Raw genomic sequence first — 16395 nt, 5'->3', positions numbered from 1 at the left:
GTGTGTGACCCGGGAGTGACGCTCAGGCGTACACGGAGGGGTCGAGCGTCCCGATGTAGGGGAGGTCGCGGTACCGCTCGGCGTAGTCCAGCCCGAACCCGACCACGAACTCGTTCGGGATGTCGAACCCGATGTAGCTGACGTCCACGTCGAGCTTCGCGGCCTCGGGCTTGCGCAGCAGCGTCACCACGTGCAGCGACGCGGGCCCGCGCGACTCGAGGTTCTTGCGCAGCCACGACAGCGTCAGGCCGGAGTCGATGATGTCCTCGACGATCAGGACGTGGCGCCCGGAGATGTCCCGGTCGAGGTCCTTGAGGATGCGCACGACACCCGACGACGACGTCGCGGACCCGTACGAGCTGATCGCCATGAACTCGAGCTGGGTGGCCACCGGGAGCCGGCGGGCCAGGTCGGTCATGAACATGACCGCGCCCTTGAGCACCCCGACGAGCAGCAGGTCCGGCTCCCCGGGGCCGGGTGAGCCGTAGTCGGCGGCGATCTGGTCCGCAAGCTCTCCGATCTTGGTCTGGATCTCCTCGGAGCTGATGAGCACGGACGCGATGTCGCCGTCGTACACCTCGAGCGGACCCCTTCGTCGCTACTTCCCGGTACGCGCTGAACGGACCATCAGCCTGCCACGCGTCCGGATCACCTCCAAGCCGCCGGGGAGTGACGGCGGCCCCTGTCCGCGCCAGCGGGCCACGAGGGCGTCGACCGCCCGCAGCTGCGCCTCGTCCCACCCCCGCACGCCCCGCGCCGCGAGCCACGCCCGCAGCACGCGCCGCCGGACCGCCGCCGGCTCCTTCCCGACGACGGGTGCGGCGAGGCCGCCGTCGTCGTCCTCCGCCGCGCGGCGGACCTCCTCCGCGAGGGCGGTGAGGGCCGCGTCGTCGTCGGCGAGCTGCGCGGCGGTCCGGGCGAGGGCGGACGCCACGCCGCCCGCGAGCACGTCCTCCAGCAGCGGCAGCACCTCGTGGCGCAGCCGCACGCGGGTGTAGCGCGGGTCGTCGTTGTGGGGGTCGTCCCACGGCTGCAGCCCGGCCTCGACGCATGCCTGCCGGGTGGTCGCGCGACGGACCCCGAGCAGCGGGCGGCACCACGGCGGGTCCCAGGGGCGCATCCCCGCCAGCGACCGGGCGCCCGCACCCCGGCCGAGCCCGAGGAGCACGGTCTCGGCCTGGTCGTCGAGGGTGTGGCCCAGCAGCACCGGCACCCCGCCGAGCGCGTCGGAGGCCTCCCGCAGCGCGGCGTACCGCACGCGGCGCGCCTCCCCCTCGGGGCCGTCCGGCCCGGTCCCGACGACGACCGCGCGCACCCGCGCCGCCACTCCCAGGCCGGCGAGCTGTGCGCGGGCCCGCTCGGCGACCTCGCCCGACCCGGCCTGCAGCCCGTGGTCCACCACCACCGCGTGCACGTCGTCGCACACCGCCGTCGCCGCCGCGGCGAGCGCCAACGAGTCGGCCCCACCCGAGCACGCCACGAGGACCGGCCCCGGCCCGGCGTCGGGAAGGGCCTGCCGCAGCGCGCGCCGGACCTCGGCGGTCGCGGCAGGTAGCCGGCTCATCCCCGTGGCCCCGGCTCAGCCGTGGACGCGGTCCATCCAGGCCGTCGGGTCGGTGATCTCCGAGCGGCGGGGCAGGGTGTCCGGGGACGTCCAGACGGCGTTGAAGCCCTCCATGCCGATCGTGCCGACGACCTCGTCGACGAAGACGCGTCCCTGCTCGTACTGCTTCACCTTCGCCTGGACGCCCAGCAGCACCCGCAGCAGCCGGTCGACCGGGCCGCCGCCGCGACGGCGCGCGGAGAAGCGGCCGCGGATCGTCGCGACCGACGGGATGACCGCGGGTCCGACCTCGTCCATGACGTGCTCGGCGTGCCCCTCGAGCAGGGTGGTCAGCGCGAGCAGCCGGTCGAGGATCGCGCCCTGCTCGGGTCCCTGGAGCAGCTCGAGCATCGAGACGTCGCTGCGCGTGCGGATCGCGCGGGTGATCTCGGGCAGCCGGTCGAGCGCCGCGGAGACGCCGCTCTCCATGCCGGAGGCGAAGGCCGTGACCTCGTTCCGGAAGTGGTCGCGCAGCCACGGGACGGCGGTGAACTGCAGCCGGTGGGTGGCCTCGTGCACGCAGACCCACAGCGCGAAGTCCTCGGCGTCGACCTCGAGGGCCTGGCGCGCCGCCGTGACGTTCGGGGCGACGAGCAGCAGGTGACCGGCGTTCTCGGGACCGGCGAAGGGGTCGTACTGGCCGAGCACCTTCGTGGACAGGAAGGCGAGCAGGCCGCCCATCTGCGCGCCCGCCACCGTGGCGGTCATGCCCGCGGCGGCGCGGGTGAGCAGGCCGGGCGACGTCCGCGCGGCGGTGGGGAGCCGGACCTCGGAGGTCAGGGTGCGGATGCCCTCGACGCCGGAGGCGATCCACCCGGGGCGGTCGACCACGGCGGCGTCGGGGATGTCGTGCCCGGCGCCGAGCCCGGTGAGCTCCCGGACGTGTCCCTCGCCGATCCGGGCGCCGGCCGCGAGGCGCGCGACCTCCGCGCCGGCCTCCGTCCGGTCGACGGCGGGTCCGGGCGGCACGAGCCGCGAGCCGGTGGCGACGGCGAGGTCCCAGCGCACGGGCAGTCCGGTCGCGGGGCGCTCGCTGGTGGCGGTCACACCGTCCACCGTACGGATTCCGGTGGGCACCCGACGTCAGCCGTGGCCCACCACTGACGTGCCGTGGACGCCGTGGGCCACCGCTGACATCACCGGCAGCCGCACCCGCGCAGCGCCGTGGCGAGGGCGTCGAGGCGGGGGCGGGCACCGACCGGGTCGGGCCCGTTGGACATGAACGCGAACACCAGCAGGCGCCCGTCGGTGTCGGCGACCACCCCGGCGAGCGCGTTCGTGCCGGTGAGTGTTCCGGTCTTGGCGCGGACCCAGCCCCGGCCGGCGGCGTTGGTGGACCCGCTGTCGAACCGGTCGACGAGGGTGCCCGTCCCCGCCGCGACCGGGAGCCCGTCGAGCAGCGGGCGCAGCGTCGCGGTGCGCGGGTCGGCGGTCGTCGGCGCGGCCGCGGGGGTGAGGACCGCGGCGAGCACGGAGGCCGGGATCCGGTTCTCGGTGGAGAGCCCGGAGGCGTCGGCAGTGGTGACGCCGCCCGTGGCGATGCCGTGCTCGTCGAGGACCTTCCGGACCGACGACGCCGCCCCGTCGAACGAGGCCGGCGCGCCCTCCCGGATCGCCACCTCCCGGCCGAGCGCCTCGGCGAGCAGGTTGTCCGAGTTCGTCATCGCCGTGTGCACCAGCTCGGTGAGCGGCGGCGACTCCACCCGACCGAGGACGGGCGCCCCGCCCGGGGCGGTCCCGTCGCGCACGGTGACGGTCGCGCCCAGGCGCCGCCCGAGCTCGGTACCCACGTCCTGCGCGGGGGTCGCACTGCGGGCGCCGTCGAGGGCCGTGGGGTCGAGCCGGGCCCCGTCGAGCATCGTCGGGACCATCGGGGCGAGGTTCCCGCCCGCGATGTCGACCGGGTCCCAGCCCGGCGCGAGGGCGGGGCCGGTGTAGCGGGAGGTGTCGACGTACACGGTGCGCAGCGGCTGCCCGCCCCGGGCCGCCCGGACCTGGGCGACGAGGTCGTCGAGGTGCGCCGCGCCCGGGTAGACCGACTCGCGCCCGTCGGGCAGCGAGGACAGCGACACGTCGCCGCCGCCCACGAGGACCACCGAGTCGGGCGTCGGGCCCGCCGTCACCGTCGTGGCCAGCCGGGTCTCGGGGTCCAGCGAGAGCAGTGCGGCCGACATCGTGAGCAGCTTGGTGGACGACGCCGGCACCTGCGGCTCGCCGGGGTTGCGGCTCCACAGCGGCGTCTGCGGCGACGCCGGGTCGAGCACCACCCCGGTGAGGTCGCCCAGTCCCGCGGTGCGGCCGTCGAGGGCGGCGGCCACGCCGTCGGGCGTCGGGGTCGGCGCGGCGGCCGGCAGGGCGGCGAGCTGCGGCCGGAAGACCACGGCGGCCGGCGGGTCGACCGCGGCCGACACCGGCAGCCCCAGCGTGCGGGCGAGGTTCGGCGCGGTGAGCACCGCCGCGGTCCCGAGACCCCCGATCAGGGCCAGCACCACCAGCACGACGAGCGCCCGCGTCAGGATGCGGCGGGAGCGCGGGACCTCCGCACGGTGACTGGTCGGTCGCTCCCCGGCCTGTCCCTCGGATCGGTGACCGACCTCGCTCGCCGTCAGGAGGACCTCCCGGTATCGCCGTCGGTGCGACCTGCCCCACGCCCGGCCGTCGTCACGTGGTGCGGCCCGTACGACACACTAGAGGCGACCGACGGCGGGTTCACCGACCCCGGTCGGGTGACGGCCCCAGACGACCGCAGTGAGGACGCTGTAGTGGACTTCGACGTTCTGATCGAGATCCCCAAGGGGAACCGGAACAAGTACGAGATGGACCACGCGTCCGGGCGGCTCCGTCTCGACCGCACCCTCTTCACCGCCACGCAGTACCCGGCGGACTACGGGTACGTCGAGAACACGCTGGGCCTCGACGGGGACCCGCTCGACGCGCTCGTGCTCGTGCAGGAGCCGACCTTCCCGGGCTGCATCATCCTGTCCCGCACGATCGGCATGTTCCGCATGACCGACGAGAAGGGCGGCGACGACAAGCTGCTCTGCGTGCCGGCGGGCGACCCCCGCCAGGAGCACCTGCGCGACATCCACCACCTCTCGGAGTACGACCGGCTCGAGATCCAGCACTTCTTCGAGGTCTACAAGGACCTCGAGCCCGGCAAGAGCGTCGAGGGCGCCGAGTGGGTCGGCCGCGCCGACGCCGAGCAGGAGATCCGCGAGTCCTACAAGCGCGCCGAGGAGCACGACGGGCACTGACCGACGAAGTCGGTCAGTGCCGCCACCCCGACGAACGGACGGCCCCCTCGCAGCGTGCGCGAGGGGGCCGTCCGTGGCGTGCGGGCCGGAGGTCAGCGCACCACCGGCAGCGGCGCGGTCTGCGGGTCGGCCTGCTCGACCGCCGGCGCCACCGGACGGGGCGGGTCGACGGTGAGCTCGACGGCCGCGTGGCGACCCGGCGCCACGTCGACCTCCTCGCTGACCGGCGCGAACCCGCTCGCGGTCAGCAGGTAGCGGCCCTCCGTCAGGTCCTCGACCGCGAAGCGCCCGGCGGTGTCGGTGACCGTCGAGGCCACGACGCGGCCGTCGGCGCCCATGAGCACGACGAGCGACTCCGGCACCGCGGCACCGGAACTCGACCGCACCTGTCCCCGCACGGCGTGGCGGGCGACCGGCACCCGGACGTCGTGGCGCGTGCTGCGACGCCCGGCCGGGGACGCCTCGGCGACGACGAGCCGCTCCGCGACCGGCTCCCGCCCGGGGGCGAGCACGGCGACCGTGTAGGTCCCGGCGTCCAGCTCGGGGCACTCCCAGGTGCCGTCGGCCCCGGTGCGGCGGACGGCGCGGACGCCGCCGCTCGCGTCGGTGACGGTCACCGTCGCGCCCACCACGGGCGTGTCGGCGGTGTCGCGGACCGAGCCGCCGACCGGCGTGGCCCGGCGCATCGCCAGGGCCCGGTGCACCGGCACCCCGTCGAGCGAGACCAGCTCGGCGTGCGGCTTGAACGTGCTCGGGTTGGCGACGACGACGTAGTTGCCGGGCAGCGGGGCGTGCAGCCGGAACGAGCCGTCGGCGGCCGAGAACGTGCGGTCGACGACGGTGCCGTCGAGGGCGTGCAGGGCCATCGGCACCCCGGCGACGTCGTCGGCGAACCGCACCGACCCGTCGTCGGGAACCGGGCCGTCGGAGAGGCGACCGAGGACGACCGAGTCGCCGCCGGGTGCCTCGTGGCGGCCGCGGGAGCGCGGCACGGGCGAGGGCCGCAGCAACCGCTCGCTGCCGGCGGCACCGGCCGCGCCGACCGGCGGCGTCGACGTCGGGAGGTCGAGGGCGCCCCGGGCGGGGCCGTCGACCTCGGCGGCCGAGTCCACGCTGCCGGGGCCCTGGGCGTGCCCGGCCTCCTCGGCCTGCCGGGCCTGGATGCCCGACGTCGTGCGCAGCGGCACCTCCTTGAGGAACCAGATGAGCACGAAGCCGACGGCGATGACGCAGGCGGCGACGAGGAAGACCAGGTCCATCGAGGACGCGAAGCCCTCGAAGAACGGCCGTGCCAGGCGCGGGTCCATCTGCTGCAGGACCGAGGAGTCCTGCGTGACCTGTGCCGCCCCCGCTGCCGGGTTCACCGCGGCGGCGTTGACCGGGTTCGAGGTGACGGCGGGGTCGGCCAGGGCGGCCCGGAAGTCCGGGGACGCGGCCGCGCTGCGGAAGGCCGACGTGATGTTCCCGCCGAGCGTGCCGAACAGGATCGAGATGAACACCGAGACGCCGACCGTGCCGCCCATCTGGCGGAAGAAGGTCGCCGAGGCGGTGGCCACGCCCATGTCGCTCGCCGGCACCGCGTTCTGCACCGCGAGGACCAGCGTCTGCATGCAGTTACCGAGCCCGAGGCCGAAGACGACCATCAGGATCGCGACCTCCCAGTACGGGGTGTCGGCGTGCAGCAGGAAGTGGAACAGCAGCATGCCGACGGTCATCAGACCGAGGCCGATCACCGGGAAGACCTTGTAGCGGCCCGTCCGGCTCGTGAGCTGACCGGAGATGATCGAGGCGACCATGAGGCCGCCGACCAGCGGGATCATCTCGAGGCCGGCCCGCGTCGGGCTCGAGCCGTTCACGATCTGCAGGTACTGCGGGACGATCGCGATGCCACCGAACATGCCGATGCCGGTGATGACCGCGATGACCGTGGTCAGGCTGAAGACGCCGTTGCGGAACAGGCGCAGCGGCAGCAGCGCGTCGTCGCCGTAGGCCCGCTCGGCGAGGACGAAGCCGATGATGCCCACGACGCCGATGACGTAGCAGGTGATCGACCACGCCGAGCCCCAGCCCCAGGACTGGCCCTGCTCGGCGACGATCAGCAGCGGGACGAGGGCGATGGCCAGCGCCGAGGCGCCGGGCCAGTCGATGCGCCGCTCGCGGCGGGTGTGCGGGAGGTTGAGCACCCGCCACACCACGATGAAGGCGAGCACGCCGATCGGGACGTTGACGAGGAAGACCCAGCGCCAGCCGGTGATGCCGATGATCGAGGACGTGCCGGCGAAGAAGCCGCCGACCACGGGGCCGACCACGCTCGACGTCCCGAAGACCGCGAGGAAGTAGCCCTGGTACCGGGCCCGCTCCCGCGGCGGCACGATGTCGCCGATGATCGTGAGCGCCAGGCTCATGAGGCCGCCGGCGCCGGCGCCCTGCAGGGCGCGGAAGGCGGCGAGCTCGTACATCGACGTCGAGATGGTGCAGAGCACCGACCCGATGACGAAGACGCTGATCGCGAACAGGAAGAACGGCTTGCGTCCGTAGAGGTCGGAGAGCTTGCCGTAGAGCGGCGTCGAGATCGTCGCCGTGATGAGGTACGCCGTCGTCGCCCAGGCCTGCAGGTTCAGACCGTTGAGGTCGTCGGCGATCGTGCGGATCGAGGTGGAGACGATGTTCTGGTCGAGCGCGGCCAGGAACATGCCGAGCATCAGCCCGGACAGGATCGTCAGGATCTGGCGGTGGGTGAAGGCGCCGCTGCCGGACGTCTTCGCCGCGCTCGCCGGCGGCGAGGCGGTGGTCGTGCTCATCGGTCCTCCTCGACGCCCGTGGCGTCGGACTCGTGGTGGTTCTCGAGTGCGGTGGTGAAACGGTCCATCAGGTCGACGAGCCGCTCGCGGTCGGTCTCGTCCCAGTCGCTCGTGACGTCGGATATCCAGCGGTTGCGCAGGTCGCGGTTGGCCGCGAAGACCCGGTGGCCCTCCGCGGTGGCGGCCAGCAGGCACGCCCGGCCGTCGGCCGGGTCGGGGCGGCGCTCGACGAAGCCGACCTTGACCAGCGCGGCGATCTGCCGGCTGACCGTGGACGGGTCGGAGTGCACCGCCTCGGCGAGGGCGTTCGAGCGGTGCGGGCCCTCGATGACCAACCGGGCGAGCAGGACGTAGGCCGCCCGCTCCACACCCTCCTTCTTGGCCTTGATGACGCGCTGCCGCTCGATGAGCCGGATGAGCCGGATGAGCTGCAGACCGATCCGGTCCGAGGTCACCCAGCGCTCGTCGACCCCCTCGGGGACCGTGAGGGGCGACCGCTCGCCCACTGCTGCATTCATTTGCGTGCTCCGTACAATCGCTTGTTCGGTACAACTATGCACCCGCGGCCCGACGGGCGCCAACCGGGCTACCCGGTCGGAGCGTGTGACGAGCGAGTCAGCCCCCTCCGGATGACGGCGGAGCGGCGTGGCCGTCGCCCGATGGCAGCGACGACGCTTCGCTGTCACGGCCGGGACGGCGCTACCGTGCGCCCGTGCCCGACGTCGCCGAGCGTTTCCACGACCGCGTCCGCTACGAGCGCACCGACCGGGTCGCGACCATCACCTACGACCGCCCGGACAAGCTGAACGCCATCGACGGCGCGATGCGCGACGGGCTCAACGCGGCGTTCGACGCCCTCCGCGGCGACGACGACGCCTGGATCGGCGTGGTGACCGGCGAGGGCCGGGCGTTCTGCGCCGGGGCGGACTTCACCTCGCAGCGCAACCCGGCCGGTGAGTTCCCCGGCTCCTACTGGGAGCGCCCGACGGTGAACTCGTTCGAGTCCGGCTGGGAGATCCACAAGCCGGTGATCGCCGCGGTCAACGGGCTCTGCCTGGGCTACGGGCTCACGCTCGTCACCTGGTGCGACATCGTCATCGCCTCCGACCGGGCGACCTTCGGCTTCCCGGAGGTCAAGCTCGGCGTCCCGACGATCGTGGGCGCCCTCCGGCTCCCCGGACGCATCGGCTGGCAGCCCGCGATGGAACTGCTGCTCACGGGCGAGACCATCTCCGCGGCCCGCGCGAAGGAGATCGGTCTCGCGCTGCAGGTGGTGCCGCACGACGAGCTGGGCGGTGCCGTCGACGCCTTCGCGCAGCGCCTCCTCGCGGGCGCTCCGCTGGCTCAGCGCGCCATCAAGGAGGTCGCGCGCCGCGGGCCGGAGATGTCCCAGACCGACGCGATCCGCTTCGGGGAGACGATGCGCCGCGTGGCCGGGATGACGGAGGACGCGAAGGAGGGTGGCCGCGCCGCCGTGGAGAAGCGGTCCCCGCGCTGGCAGGGCCGCTGATCCCGATGTCCCCGAGGGACGAGCGTGTCCCGTTCCTGACGTCGGGTGTCAGCGGTGCGCCACCGCTGACACACCGGACGCCCTACGAGACCCGCTCGAACACCGCCGCGAGCCCCTGGCCGCCGCCGATGCACATCGTCTCGAGCCCGTAGCGGGCCTCGCGGCGGTCCATCTCGCGCAGCATCGTCGTCAGGATGCGGACCCCGGTGGCACCGACGGGGTGCCCCAGGGAGATGCCCGAGCCGTTCGGGTTGACCCGCTCGTCGGCGATCAGGTCGATGCCCCACTCGCGGGCCACGCCGAGCGCCTGGGCGGCGAAGGCCTCGTTGAGCTCGATGACGTCGAGGTCGGCCAGCGTGAGCCCGGCCTGCCCGAGCGCCTTCTCGGTCGCCGGGACCGGCCCGATCCCCATGATCTCCGGGCCGCACCCGGCCACGCCCCACGACACCAGGCGCGCCAACGGCCGCAGCCCCAGCTCGGCCGCCTTCTCCGGGGTCGTCACGATGCACACCGCGGCACCGTCGTTCTGTCCCGAGGCGTTGCCGGCGGTGACGGTCGCGTCCGGGTCCTGCTTGCCCATGATCGGGCGCAGCTTTGCCAGCGACTCCAGGCTCGCGTCCGGGCGGATGTGCTCGTCCTGGTCGACCACGGTGTCGCCCTTGCGGCCGTGGATCGTCACGGGCACGAGCTCGTCGGCGTAGCGACCCTCCTTGACGGCCGCGGTGGCCTTCTCGTGGCTGCGCACCGCGAGCCGGTCCTGCTCCTCGCGCGGGATCGAGTACTTCTTCCGGACGTTCTCCGCGGTCTCGATCATCCCGCCGGGCACCGGGTGGTTCACCCCGCCGGCGTGCACCCGGCCCTGGGCCAGCGAGTCCTTCATCTCGAACCCGCCGGCCTTCGTGCCCCAGCGCACCCGGTCGGTGAAGTAGGAGGCGCCCGACATCGACTCCGCGCCGCCCGCGAGCACCAGGTCGTTCGCGCCGGACTGCACCGCCATCGCGGCGTACAGCACGGCCTGCAGACCCGAGCCGCAGCGCCGGTCGATCTGGATCCCGGGCACCGTCACGTCCAGCCCGGCGTCCAGCGCCGCGACCCGGCCGATCGCCGGCGCGTCCATCGTCGGGTAGCAGTGCCCGAACACGACGTCGTCGATCGCCTCGGCGGTCACGCCCGTGCGGCGGACCAGCTCGCGGATCACGGTGGCGGCCACTTCCTGGACCGGGACGTCGCGCAGCGACCCCCCGAAGCCACCGACGGGAGTACGGACCGGCTCACAGATCACGGCGTCGACCACGTCGCCATCCTTCCCGACGACGCGTCGGGCCGGGCAGGTGCGCTTCCGCGGGGCGGAAGCGCCCGTGAGCACTTTCCGTGGCTACGGCCACGGAAAGTGCTCACGAGCTACAGCACATACCGCAGGATCACCTCGGCGACGCAGGCCGGCTTCGGCCAGCCCTCGATCTCGACGGTGCCGCCGATGGTGGCCTGCACGCCGCCCTTGACGTCGGTGACGTCGACGAGCCGGCAGTGCCCCCGGACGCGGCTGCCGACCGGGACCGGCGAGGGGAAACGGACCTTGTTCAGCCCGTAGTTGACGGTCATCGACACCCCGCTCACCTCGAAGGTGTCCCAGCCGAACTTCGGCATGAGGGCCACCGTGAGGAACCCGTGCGCGACGGTCTTCCCGAACGGCCCCTGCGCGGCGCGCTCGGGGTCGGTGTGGATCCACTGGTGGTCGTCGGTGGCGTCGGCGAAGACGTTGATCCGCTCCTGGTCGACGAGGACCCACTCGCTGGTGCCGAGGTCCTCCCCCACGGCCGCGCGCAGTTCCTCGACGTCGGCGAACTTCCGCATGCTGCTCCTCGCTCGTCCGAGCCCGACGGGTCGAGCTCCGCTCCGCTGCGTCTCCCGGCACGTTCCTTAGAGCTCGGCCGCGATCTCCTTGGCCTGCCCGACCAACGCGACCCGCTCGGCCGTCGTGGCGCCGAGCGGGGTGAGGTTCAGCGTCGTCACACCCGCCTCGGCGAAGGCCGCCATCCGCTCGGCGACGTAGGAGCGCGGCCCGATCAGCGAGATCGCCCGCAGCAGCTCCTCGGGGACCTCCCGCGCCGCCTCCTCCTTCTTGCCGGAGAGGTAGAGGTCCTGGATCGTCCCGGCCTCGTCGTCGTACCCGTAGCGCCGGGCGACATCGTTGTAGAAGTTCTTGCCCTTCGCGCCCATGCCGCCCACGTAGAGCGCGACCATGTTGCGCATCCCGTCGAGCATCTGCCCGGCGACGTGGGAGTCCTCCGTGACGAAGAACGAGGTCTGCAGGAAGACCTCGAGCGGGCCGAGCGACGGGTCGCGCTTCGCCTTCCCGGCCGCCAGCGACTCGCCCCAGACCTCGTGGGCCTTCTCCGGCACGAAGAAGATCGGCTGCCAGCCCTCGGCCAGCTCGGCCACGAGCGCCACGTTCTTCGGGCCGAGCGCGGCGACGAGGATCGGGATCCGGGCGCGCACCGGGTGGTTGATCAGCTTGAGCGGCTTGCCCAGGCCCGTGCCCTGCCCCTCGGGCAGCGGGATCGTGTAGTGCTTCCCGGCGTACTCGAGCCGCTCGCGGCGCCACACCTGACGGCAGATGTCGATGATCTCGCGGGTGCGCCCGAGCGGGGCGTCGTAGGGGACGCCGTGGAAGCCCTCGATGACCTGGGGGCCGGAGGCGCCGAGACCGAGGGTGAAGCGGCCGCCGGAGACGTAGTCGAGGCCGGCCGCCGTCATCGCGGTGAGCGTCGGGGTCCGCGTGTAGATCTGCAGGATCCCGGAGGCGATCTCCAGGCGCTCGGTCCGCGCGGCGATGTACCCGAGCTGGCTGACCGCGTCGAAGCTGTAGGCCTCGGGCACGAAGACGATGTCGAGGCCGGCCTTCTCGTGCTCGGCCAGCTCGGCGACGGTCTCGGCGAACCCGCCGGCGTAGTTGATCCCCATCCCGATGCGCACGGGGACGGAGCCTGCCACGATCACGCCCTCGTGAGCACTCCCGGACACCACGAGTCCATCACCGTCCGCGGCTACGAGACCGACGCGAGCCGGCACCTCAACCACGCCGAGTACCACCGGTACGGCGAGCACGGCCGCGAGGAGACCCTCCGCGCCGCCACGGTGGGGATCGCGGCGCTCTCGGCGGACGGGATCGGCCCGGTCATCCTCGAGACCACGGCGCGGTTCCTCGCCGAGCTCGTCGTCGGCGACGAGGTCGACGTCGTCACGAAGACGACCTTCGGCGCCGGGAAGACCTTCCGGATGGACGCCGAGCTGGTGCGCGCCCGCGACGGCGTCACCGCCGCCACGATCACCGGCGTGATGGGGCTGCTCGACCACACCACACGGCGGCTCGTCGCCGATCCCCACGGCCGGCTGCGCACGATCGCCGCCGACCGGGCCGCCTTCGACGCGGTGATTCAGCCGCCCGAGGGCTCGTAGCCCTCCGGCCAGTCCGACACGTCGATCCGCCGCTTCTCCAGCACGTCGCCGATCGTCGACCACTGGTTGCCGCCGAGCCGGGCGAGCGGCTTGAGCCGGTCGATCTGCGGCCGGCCGTCGACGAGCACGTCGTCGGAGACCGCGGCGTGCACCACGCGGCCGAACACCACCGTCGAGTTCCCGAGGCAGACCGTGGAGTGCAGGACGCACTCCAGCGCGACCGGTGAGCGCGCCACGCGCGGCGGGCGGACGTGGGTCGAGGGCTCGCGCTCGAGGCCGACCTCGGCGAACTCGTCGGCGTCGTGGGGGAAGTTCGTGCCGGTGGCGTTGACCTCCTCGAAGAGCCACTCCGGGGTCAGCGAGATCGTCATCTCCCGGGTGGCCTCGACGTTGGCCAGCGAGTCCTTGCGCCCGACCGAGGTGAACTGCACGACGGGCGGGTCGACGCAGGCGACGGTGAAGAACGAGTGCGGCGCGAGGTTGTCCACCCCGTCGGCCGAGGTCGTCGCGACCCACGCGATCGGCCGGGGCACCACCACCGAGTTGAGGAGCTGGTAGAACGCACCCGGGCCGAGCTCGTGGGGGTCGAAGTCGGTGCGCACGGTGCGGGGTCCTCCTGCTCGGGTCAGTTCGCGGGCGCCACCAGCGTCGTGGTCGTCGCCGTTTCCCGCGACCGGGACGTGGTGGGGCGTGACCGGGCACTCGTCGTGGTGGTCGTCGTCGGCGCGTCGGTGCCCGTGGTCGCCTCGCCGGTGGCGTCGGCCGGGTCGGCGGTGGTGGTGGCCGCGTCCGGGGGCCGGGCGCCGATCACCTCGCCGACGCTCGTCCCGGACCCCCCGGAGAGCGGGGACCCCTTCACCCGCTCGATGCCGGTGACGACGACCATCGCGACGAGGAAGACCAGCAGTCCGGAGGCCACGAGGGCGGCGAGCTTCGCCCGGCTCCGGCGGGCGGACGCGCCGACCGGCCGCAGGTGCCGCGTCGGGGACTCGTCCGGCGGCGGCCCGTCGGGCAGCACGGCGGTGGGCGCGGGAGGAGCGGGGGCGGGAGGCGCACGGCGGGCGTCCAGGCGGCGGCGGACGTGGTCCCGCGTCCGCTCGAGCGAGCGCTGGTAGACGGCCTCGCCCACGGTCGTGACGACGGACGCCACCGCGGCTCCCACGATCGTCCCCGTGGCGCCGCCGACCAGCCCGCCCGCGGCGGCGGTCGTGGTGGCGGCCAGGGCCTGGCCGGTCACCCGGACGCCCGAGATCCGGCCGGCGGGCGCCGCCGGCTCCGGGCGACGGGGCGTCTCGGTCAGCAGGACCGTCGCCGACTCGTCGGCGGGCGGCGGCGGGTGGTGCGGTCCGGGGCCGCGCTCAGTCCCCCGAGCGTCGATGACGGCCCCCGGAGCCGCGCAGCATGACCGGCCGGGACACGCGCTCGGGCCCGTCGGCTCCGTCCTCCCCGCGGAAGGACCGCCGCTCCGCGGCGCGACCGGCCCGTCCGAGCGAACGCCTGACTTCGTCGTAAATCGGCGTCTGGGTCATGGCGTCAGACCCTACGACGGGCACACGCGGCCGATCGGTCGACCCCGCCCGCACCCACGCGGCGTTTGCAGGCGGCGTGACCAGGGCAAACGCGCCCGTGTGGGGGCGCCTGACGCCCGCTGCGGGGGCAGAGAGTTCCCCCGCCCCCGTCGAGTCCACGCCATCGGACCAACTCTGTGATCCATCAGACACCCTGTGTCACGAAAGGCGCGCGTGTACGGCAAACGAACCGACATGACCGTCCACTCCGAGCTCCCCTACAACGCCGAGCCACCGCGGGGCGCCCTCGCGGGGACGACGCTCACCCCGGTGGACGCGTTCTACTGCCGCAACCACGGGCCGGTGCCCGAGGCCGACGGGTCGGACTGGCGACTGCGGGTGGGCGGACTGGTGACGACGCCGCTGACGCTCTCGCCGGCCGAGCTCGCCGCGCGGTTCGAGGTGTGCTCCGAGACCGCGACGCTGCAGTGCGCGGGCAACCGGCGCGCGGGTCTCGTCGCCGTCCGGGACATCCCCGGGGAGGCGCCCTGGGGTCCGACGGCCACGGCGACCGCGGTCTGGACCGGGGTCCGGCTCGCCGACGTGCTCGCCGCGGTGGGCGTCGTCGAGGGGGCGTCGGACGTCGAGTTCGTCGGGACGGACGTCAGCGACGCGGCGGACCCGCCCCAGGAGTTCGGCGGGTCGGTCCCGCTGCGCAAGGCCCGGATGCCCGAGGTGTTGCTCGCCTGGGCGATGAACGGCGAGCCGCTGACGCCGGTGCACGGCGCCCCGCTGCGCGTCGTCGTCCCCGGCTACATCGGCGCCCGCAGCGTGAAGTGGGTGGACCGCATCGAGGTCCGCGACCGGCCGTCGGCGAACTTCTTCCAGGCCTCGACCTACCGGCTCCTGCCCCCGGACGCCCCCGTGACCGGCACCCCCGGCGAGGGCGTCGAACTCGGCCTGGTCGCCGTCAACGCCGACTTCCTCCTTCCCGACGACGGGTCGTCCCACCCGGCCGGGCCGGTCACCGTCGCGGGCTACGCGTTCGCGGGCGGCGACCGCACGGTGGTGCGGGTCGACGTCTCCGCCGACGGCGGCGCCACCTGGTCGCAGGCCGACCTGGGCGAGCAGGCGAGCACCTGGGCGTGGCGGCACTGGTCGGCCACGGTCGAGCTGCCCCGCGGGGAGACCGAGGTGCTCGCCCGCGCCTGGGACTCGTCGGCGGCGCTGCAGCCCGAACGGCCCGAGCACGTGTGGAACCCGAAGGGCTACGTCAACAACTCGTGGGCCCGGCTGCGGCTGCACGGGGCGTGACCGCGCCGCCGGTCCCGCCGGTGCTCCCGGGCCCGGACCGGATCAGCCAGATCAGGCCCGCCACCGTGACCACCGCGCAGCCGGCCGCGAGGGCGGCCCCGCCCGGGCCGCCGGTGAAGCGTTCGCCGAGCACCGCGATCCCGATCGTCCCGGCCACCACCGGGTCGATCGTGGTCTGCGTCGCGAGGCCCGCGTCGAGCCCGCCGTCGCGGTAGGCGGTCTGGAGCAGCAGCAGGCCGAGGATCGGCAGCACCAGGACCGCGACCCCCGCCGTCACGAGCCCGGGGTCGAGGGGGCCGCGGTGCAGGCCGTGCAGCACCGGCCGGACCAGACCCGACGTCGTCCCGGCGCAGAGGCCGGCGCCCGCGGCCCGGCAGACGGCCCGGCTGCCCGCCCGGAGCCGTGCGCTGGTGGCGACGAGCGCCGCGAGGACCACCGCCGCGACCACCACGGTGCCGACGAGGCCCGCAGGGGGTGCGGGCACACCGCCCGGATGGTGCGGCGCGAGCGCGAGCAGGCCGCCGAGTCCGGCCACGAGCACGGCCGCCGCCGCCCACTCGGCGCGCGTCACCACCCGGCGTTCGAAGCGGGCGTCGAGCGGGAGCGCCAGCACCAGCGCGAGCACGCCGATCGGCTGGACCAGCGTCACCGACCCCAGGCCCAGGGCCACCACGTGGATCGTGGCCCCGGCCGCCATGGAGCCGACGCCGCCCCACCACACCGGCTGCCGCACCAGCGCGCCGAAGAAGGAGCGCCCGTCGTGCCGCCGGTCCCCGGTCCGGCCCGCGGCGAGGCGCTGCAGGGCGGCCGCGAGGGCGTAGAGGAAGGCCGAGCAGAGCGCGAGCACCACCGCGAGGACAGGGTGCGCCGCCACGGCGGGAGGAGGCGGTCGCAGGAGCACGTGGTCGACGGTACGGCCCGGTGCTGCGTCCCGGCGGGTGCGGGC

The 16395-nt window shown here is 74.2% G+C and carries 16 protein-coding genes; 4 read left to right on the top strand and 12 right to left on the bottom strand.

Annotation, left to right across the window (positions count from 1 at the left end; all coding sequences use genetic code 11):
• Positions 1–22: 22 nt before the first annotated feature.
• From hpt to dacB, 4 genes are all read right to left on the bottom strand, one after another.
• Positions 23–577 (bottom strand): hypoxanthine phosphoribosyltransferase, encoded by a 555-nt coding sequence (gene hpt, locus A3CO_RS0115560; RefSeq protein WP_018333177.1) that lies wholly within the window; start codon positions 575–577, stop codon positions 23–25.
• A gap of 21 nt (positions 578–598) precedes the next feature.
• Positions 599–1564 (bottom strand): tRNA lysidine(34) synthetase TilS, encoded by a 966-nt coding sequence (tilS, locus tag A3CO_RS0115555; RefSeq protein ID WP_018333176.1) that lies wholly within the window; start codon positions 1562–1564, stop codon positions 599–601.
• A gap of 15 nt (positions 1565–1579) precedes the next feature.
• A complete protein-coding gene (locus A3CO_RS0115550; protein ID WP_018333175.1) occupies positions 1580–2650 on the bottom strand; it encodes a zinc-dependent metalloprotease in 1071 nt (356 codons plus the stop codon).
• A gap of 89 nt (positions 2651–2739) precedes the next feature.
• On the bottom strand, positions 2740–4101 hold the full coding sequence (gene dacB, locus A3CO_RS32515) for a D-alanyl-D-alanine carboxypeptidase/D-alanyl-D-alanine endopeptidase (RefSeq protein WP_018333174.1): 1362 nt from the start codon (positions 4099–4101) through the stop codon (positions 2740–2742).
• A gap of 264 nt (positions 4102–4365) precedes the next feature.
• Between dacB and A3CO_RS0115540 the strand changes: the two genes are divergently transcribed.
• Complete coding sequence (locus tag A3CO_RS0115540; protein WP_018333173.1) at positions 4366–4857, top strand: inorganic diphosphatase; 492 nt, start codon at positions 4366–4368, stop codon at positions 4855–4857.
• A gap of 92 nt (positions 4858–4949) precedes the next feature.
• Here A3CO_RS0115540 and A3CO_RS0115535 read toward each other — a convergent pair whose 3' ends face one another.
• Together A3CO_RS0115535 and A3CO_RS0115530 are read right to left on the bottom strand one after the other, a co-directional pair.
• On the bottom strand, positions 4950–7658 hold the full coding sequence (locus A3CO_RS0115535; RefSeq protein WP_018333172.1) for an MFS transporter: 2709 nt from the start codon (positions 7656–7658) through the stop codon (positions 4950–4952).
• Positions 7655–8176, bottom strand: coding sequence for a MarR family winged helix-turn-helix transcriptional regulator (locus A3CO_RS0115530; RefSeq protein WP_157647597.1), 522 nt, complete (start codon positions 8174–8176; stop codon positions 7655–7657). Before A3CO_RS0115530 ends, A3CO_RS0115535 begins: the two co-directional genes overlap by 4 nt.
• A gap of 194 nt (positions 8177–8370) precedes the next feature.
• On the opposite strand from A3CO_RS0115530, the gene A3CO_RS0115525 reads away from it, so the two are divergent.
• Positions 8371–9168 carry an enoyl-CoA hydratase/isomerase family protein gene (locus A3CO_RS0115525; RefSeq protein WP_018333170.1) on the top strand — a complete coding sequence of 266 codons (798 nt, stop codon included), beginning with the start codon at positions 8371–8373 and terminating at the stop codon, positions 9166–9168.
• 82 nt (positions 9169–9250) lie between these two features.
• Here A3CO_RS0115525 and A3CO_RS0115520 read toward each other — a convergent pair whose 3' ends face one another.
• The 3 genes from A3CO_RS0115520 to A3CO_RS0115510 all read right to left on the bottom strand — a co-directional run bounded on the left by A3CO_RS0115520 (position 9251) and on the right by A3CO_RS0115510 (position 12144).
• Positions 9251–10462 (bottom strand): acetyl-CoA C-acetyltransferase, encoded by a 1212-nt coding sequence (locus A3CO_RS0115520; protein ID WP_018333169.1) that lies wholly within the window; start codon positions 10460–10462, stop codon positions 9251–9253.
• 107 nt (positions 10463–10569) lie between these two features.
• Complete coding sequence (locus A3CO_RS0115515; RefSeq protein ID WP_018333168.1) at positions 10570–11022, bottom strand: MaoC family dehydratase; 453 nt, start codon at positions 11020–11022, stop codon at positions 10570–10572.
• Between the two features lie 66 nt (positions 11023–11088).
• Positions 11089–12144, bottom strand: a complete 1056-nt coding sequence (locus A3CO_RS0115510; RefSeq protein ID WP_026204652.1) for an LLM class F420-dependent oxidoreductase — start codon at positions 12142–12144, stop codon at positions 11089–11091.
• A gap of 30 nt (positions 12145–12174) precedes the next feature.
• On the opposite strand from A3CO_RS0115510, the gene A3CO_RS0115505 reads away from it, so the two are divergent.
• Positions 12175–12627, top strand: coding sequence for an acyl-CoA thioesterase (locus tag A3CO_RS0115505; RefSeq protein WP_018333166.1), 453 nt, complete (start codon positions 12175–12177; stop codon positions 12625–12627).
• Here A3CO_RS0115505 and A3CO_RS0115500 read toward each other — a convergent pair.
• Both A3CO_RS0115500 and A3CO_RS0115495 read right to left on the bottom strand, forming a co-directional pair.
• A complete protein-coding gene (locus tag A3CO_RS0115500; RefSeq protein ID WP_018333165.1) occupies positions 12606–13229 on the bottom strand; it encodes a flavin reductase family protein in 624 nt (207 codons plus the stop codon). The two genes, A3CO_RS0115505 and A3CO_RS0115500, sit on opposite strands and share 22 nt — an antisense overlap.
• A 23-nt stretch (positions 13230–13252) precedes the next feature.
• Positions 13253–13864 (bottom strand): hypothetical protein, encoded by a 612-nt coding sequence (locus tag A3CO_RS0115495; protein WP_018333164.1) that lies wholly within the window; start codon positions 13862–13864, stop codon positions 13253–13255.
• A gap of 526 nt (positions 13865–14390) precedes the next feature.
• On the opposite strand from A3CO_RS0115495, the gene A3CO_RS0115490 reads away from it, so the two are divergent.
• Positions 14391–15449 carry a sulfite oxidase gene (locus A3CO_RS0115490; RefSeq protein WP_018333163.1) on the top strand — a complete coding sequence of 353 codons (1059 nt, stop codon included), beginning with the start codon at positions 14391–14393 and terminating at the stop codon, positions 15447–15449.
• On the opposite strand, the gene A3CO_RS32510 is transcribed toward A3CO_RS0115490, so the two are convergent.
• Positions 15409–16350, bottom strand: a complete 942-nt coding sequence (locus A3CO_RS32510; protein ID WP_157647596.1) for a DMT family transporter — start codon at positions 16348–16350, stop codon at positions 15409–15411. The genes A3CO_RS0115490 and A3CO_RS32510 overlap by 41 nt on opposite strands.
• Positions 16351–16395 lie beyond the last annotated feature (45 nt).

The sequence above is a fragment of the Actinomycetospora chiangmaiensis DSM 45062 genome, from assembly GCF_000379625.1.
Classification (GTDB): Bacteria; Actinomycetota; Actinomycetes; order Mycobacteriales; family Pseudonocardiaceae; genus Actinomycetospora; species Actinomycetospora chiangmaiensis.
This window is presented reverse-complemented; position numbering and strand designations above follow the sequence as displayed.

Coding starts and splice junctions, on each gene's coding strand:
- tilS (WP_018333176.1), bottom strand. CDS start 1,564: ATGAGCCGGCTACCTGCCGCGACCGCCGAGGTCCGGCGCGCGCTGCGG.
- A3CO_RS0115535 (WP_018333172.1), bottom strand. CDS start 7,658: ATGAGCACGACCACCGCCTCGCCGCCGGCGAGCGCGGCGAAGACGTCC.
- A3CO_RS0115530 (WP_157647597.1), bottom strand. CDS start 8,176: ATGAATGCAGCAGTGGGCGAGCGGTCGCCCCTCACGGTCCCCGAGGGG.
- A3CO_RS0115515 (WP_018333168.1), bottom strand. CDS start 11,022: ATGCGGAAGTTCGCCGACGTCGAGGAACTGCGCGCGGCCGTGGGGGAG.
- A3CO_RS0115490 (WP_018333163.1), top strand. CDS start 14,391: ATGACCGTCCACTCCGAGCTCCCCTACAACGCCGAGCCACCGCGGGGC.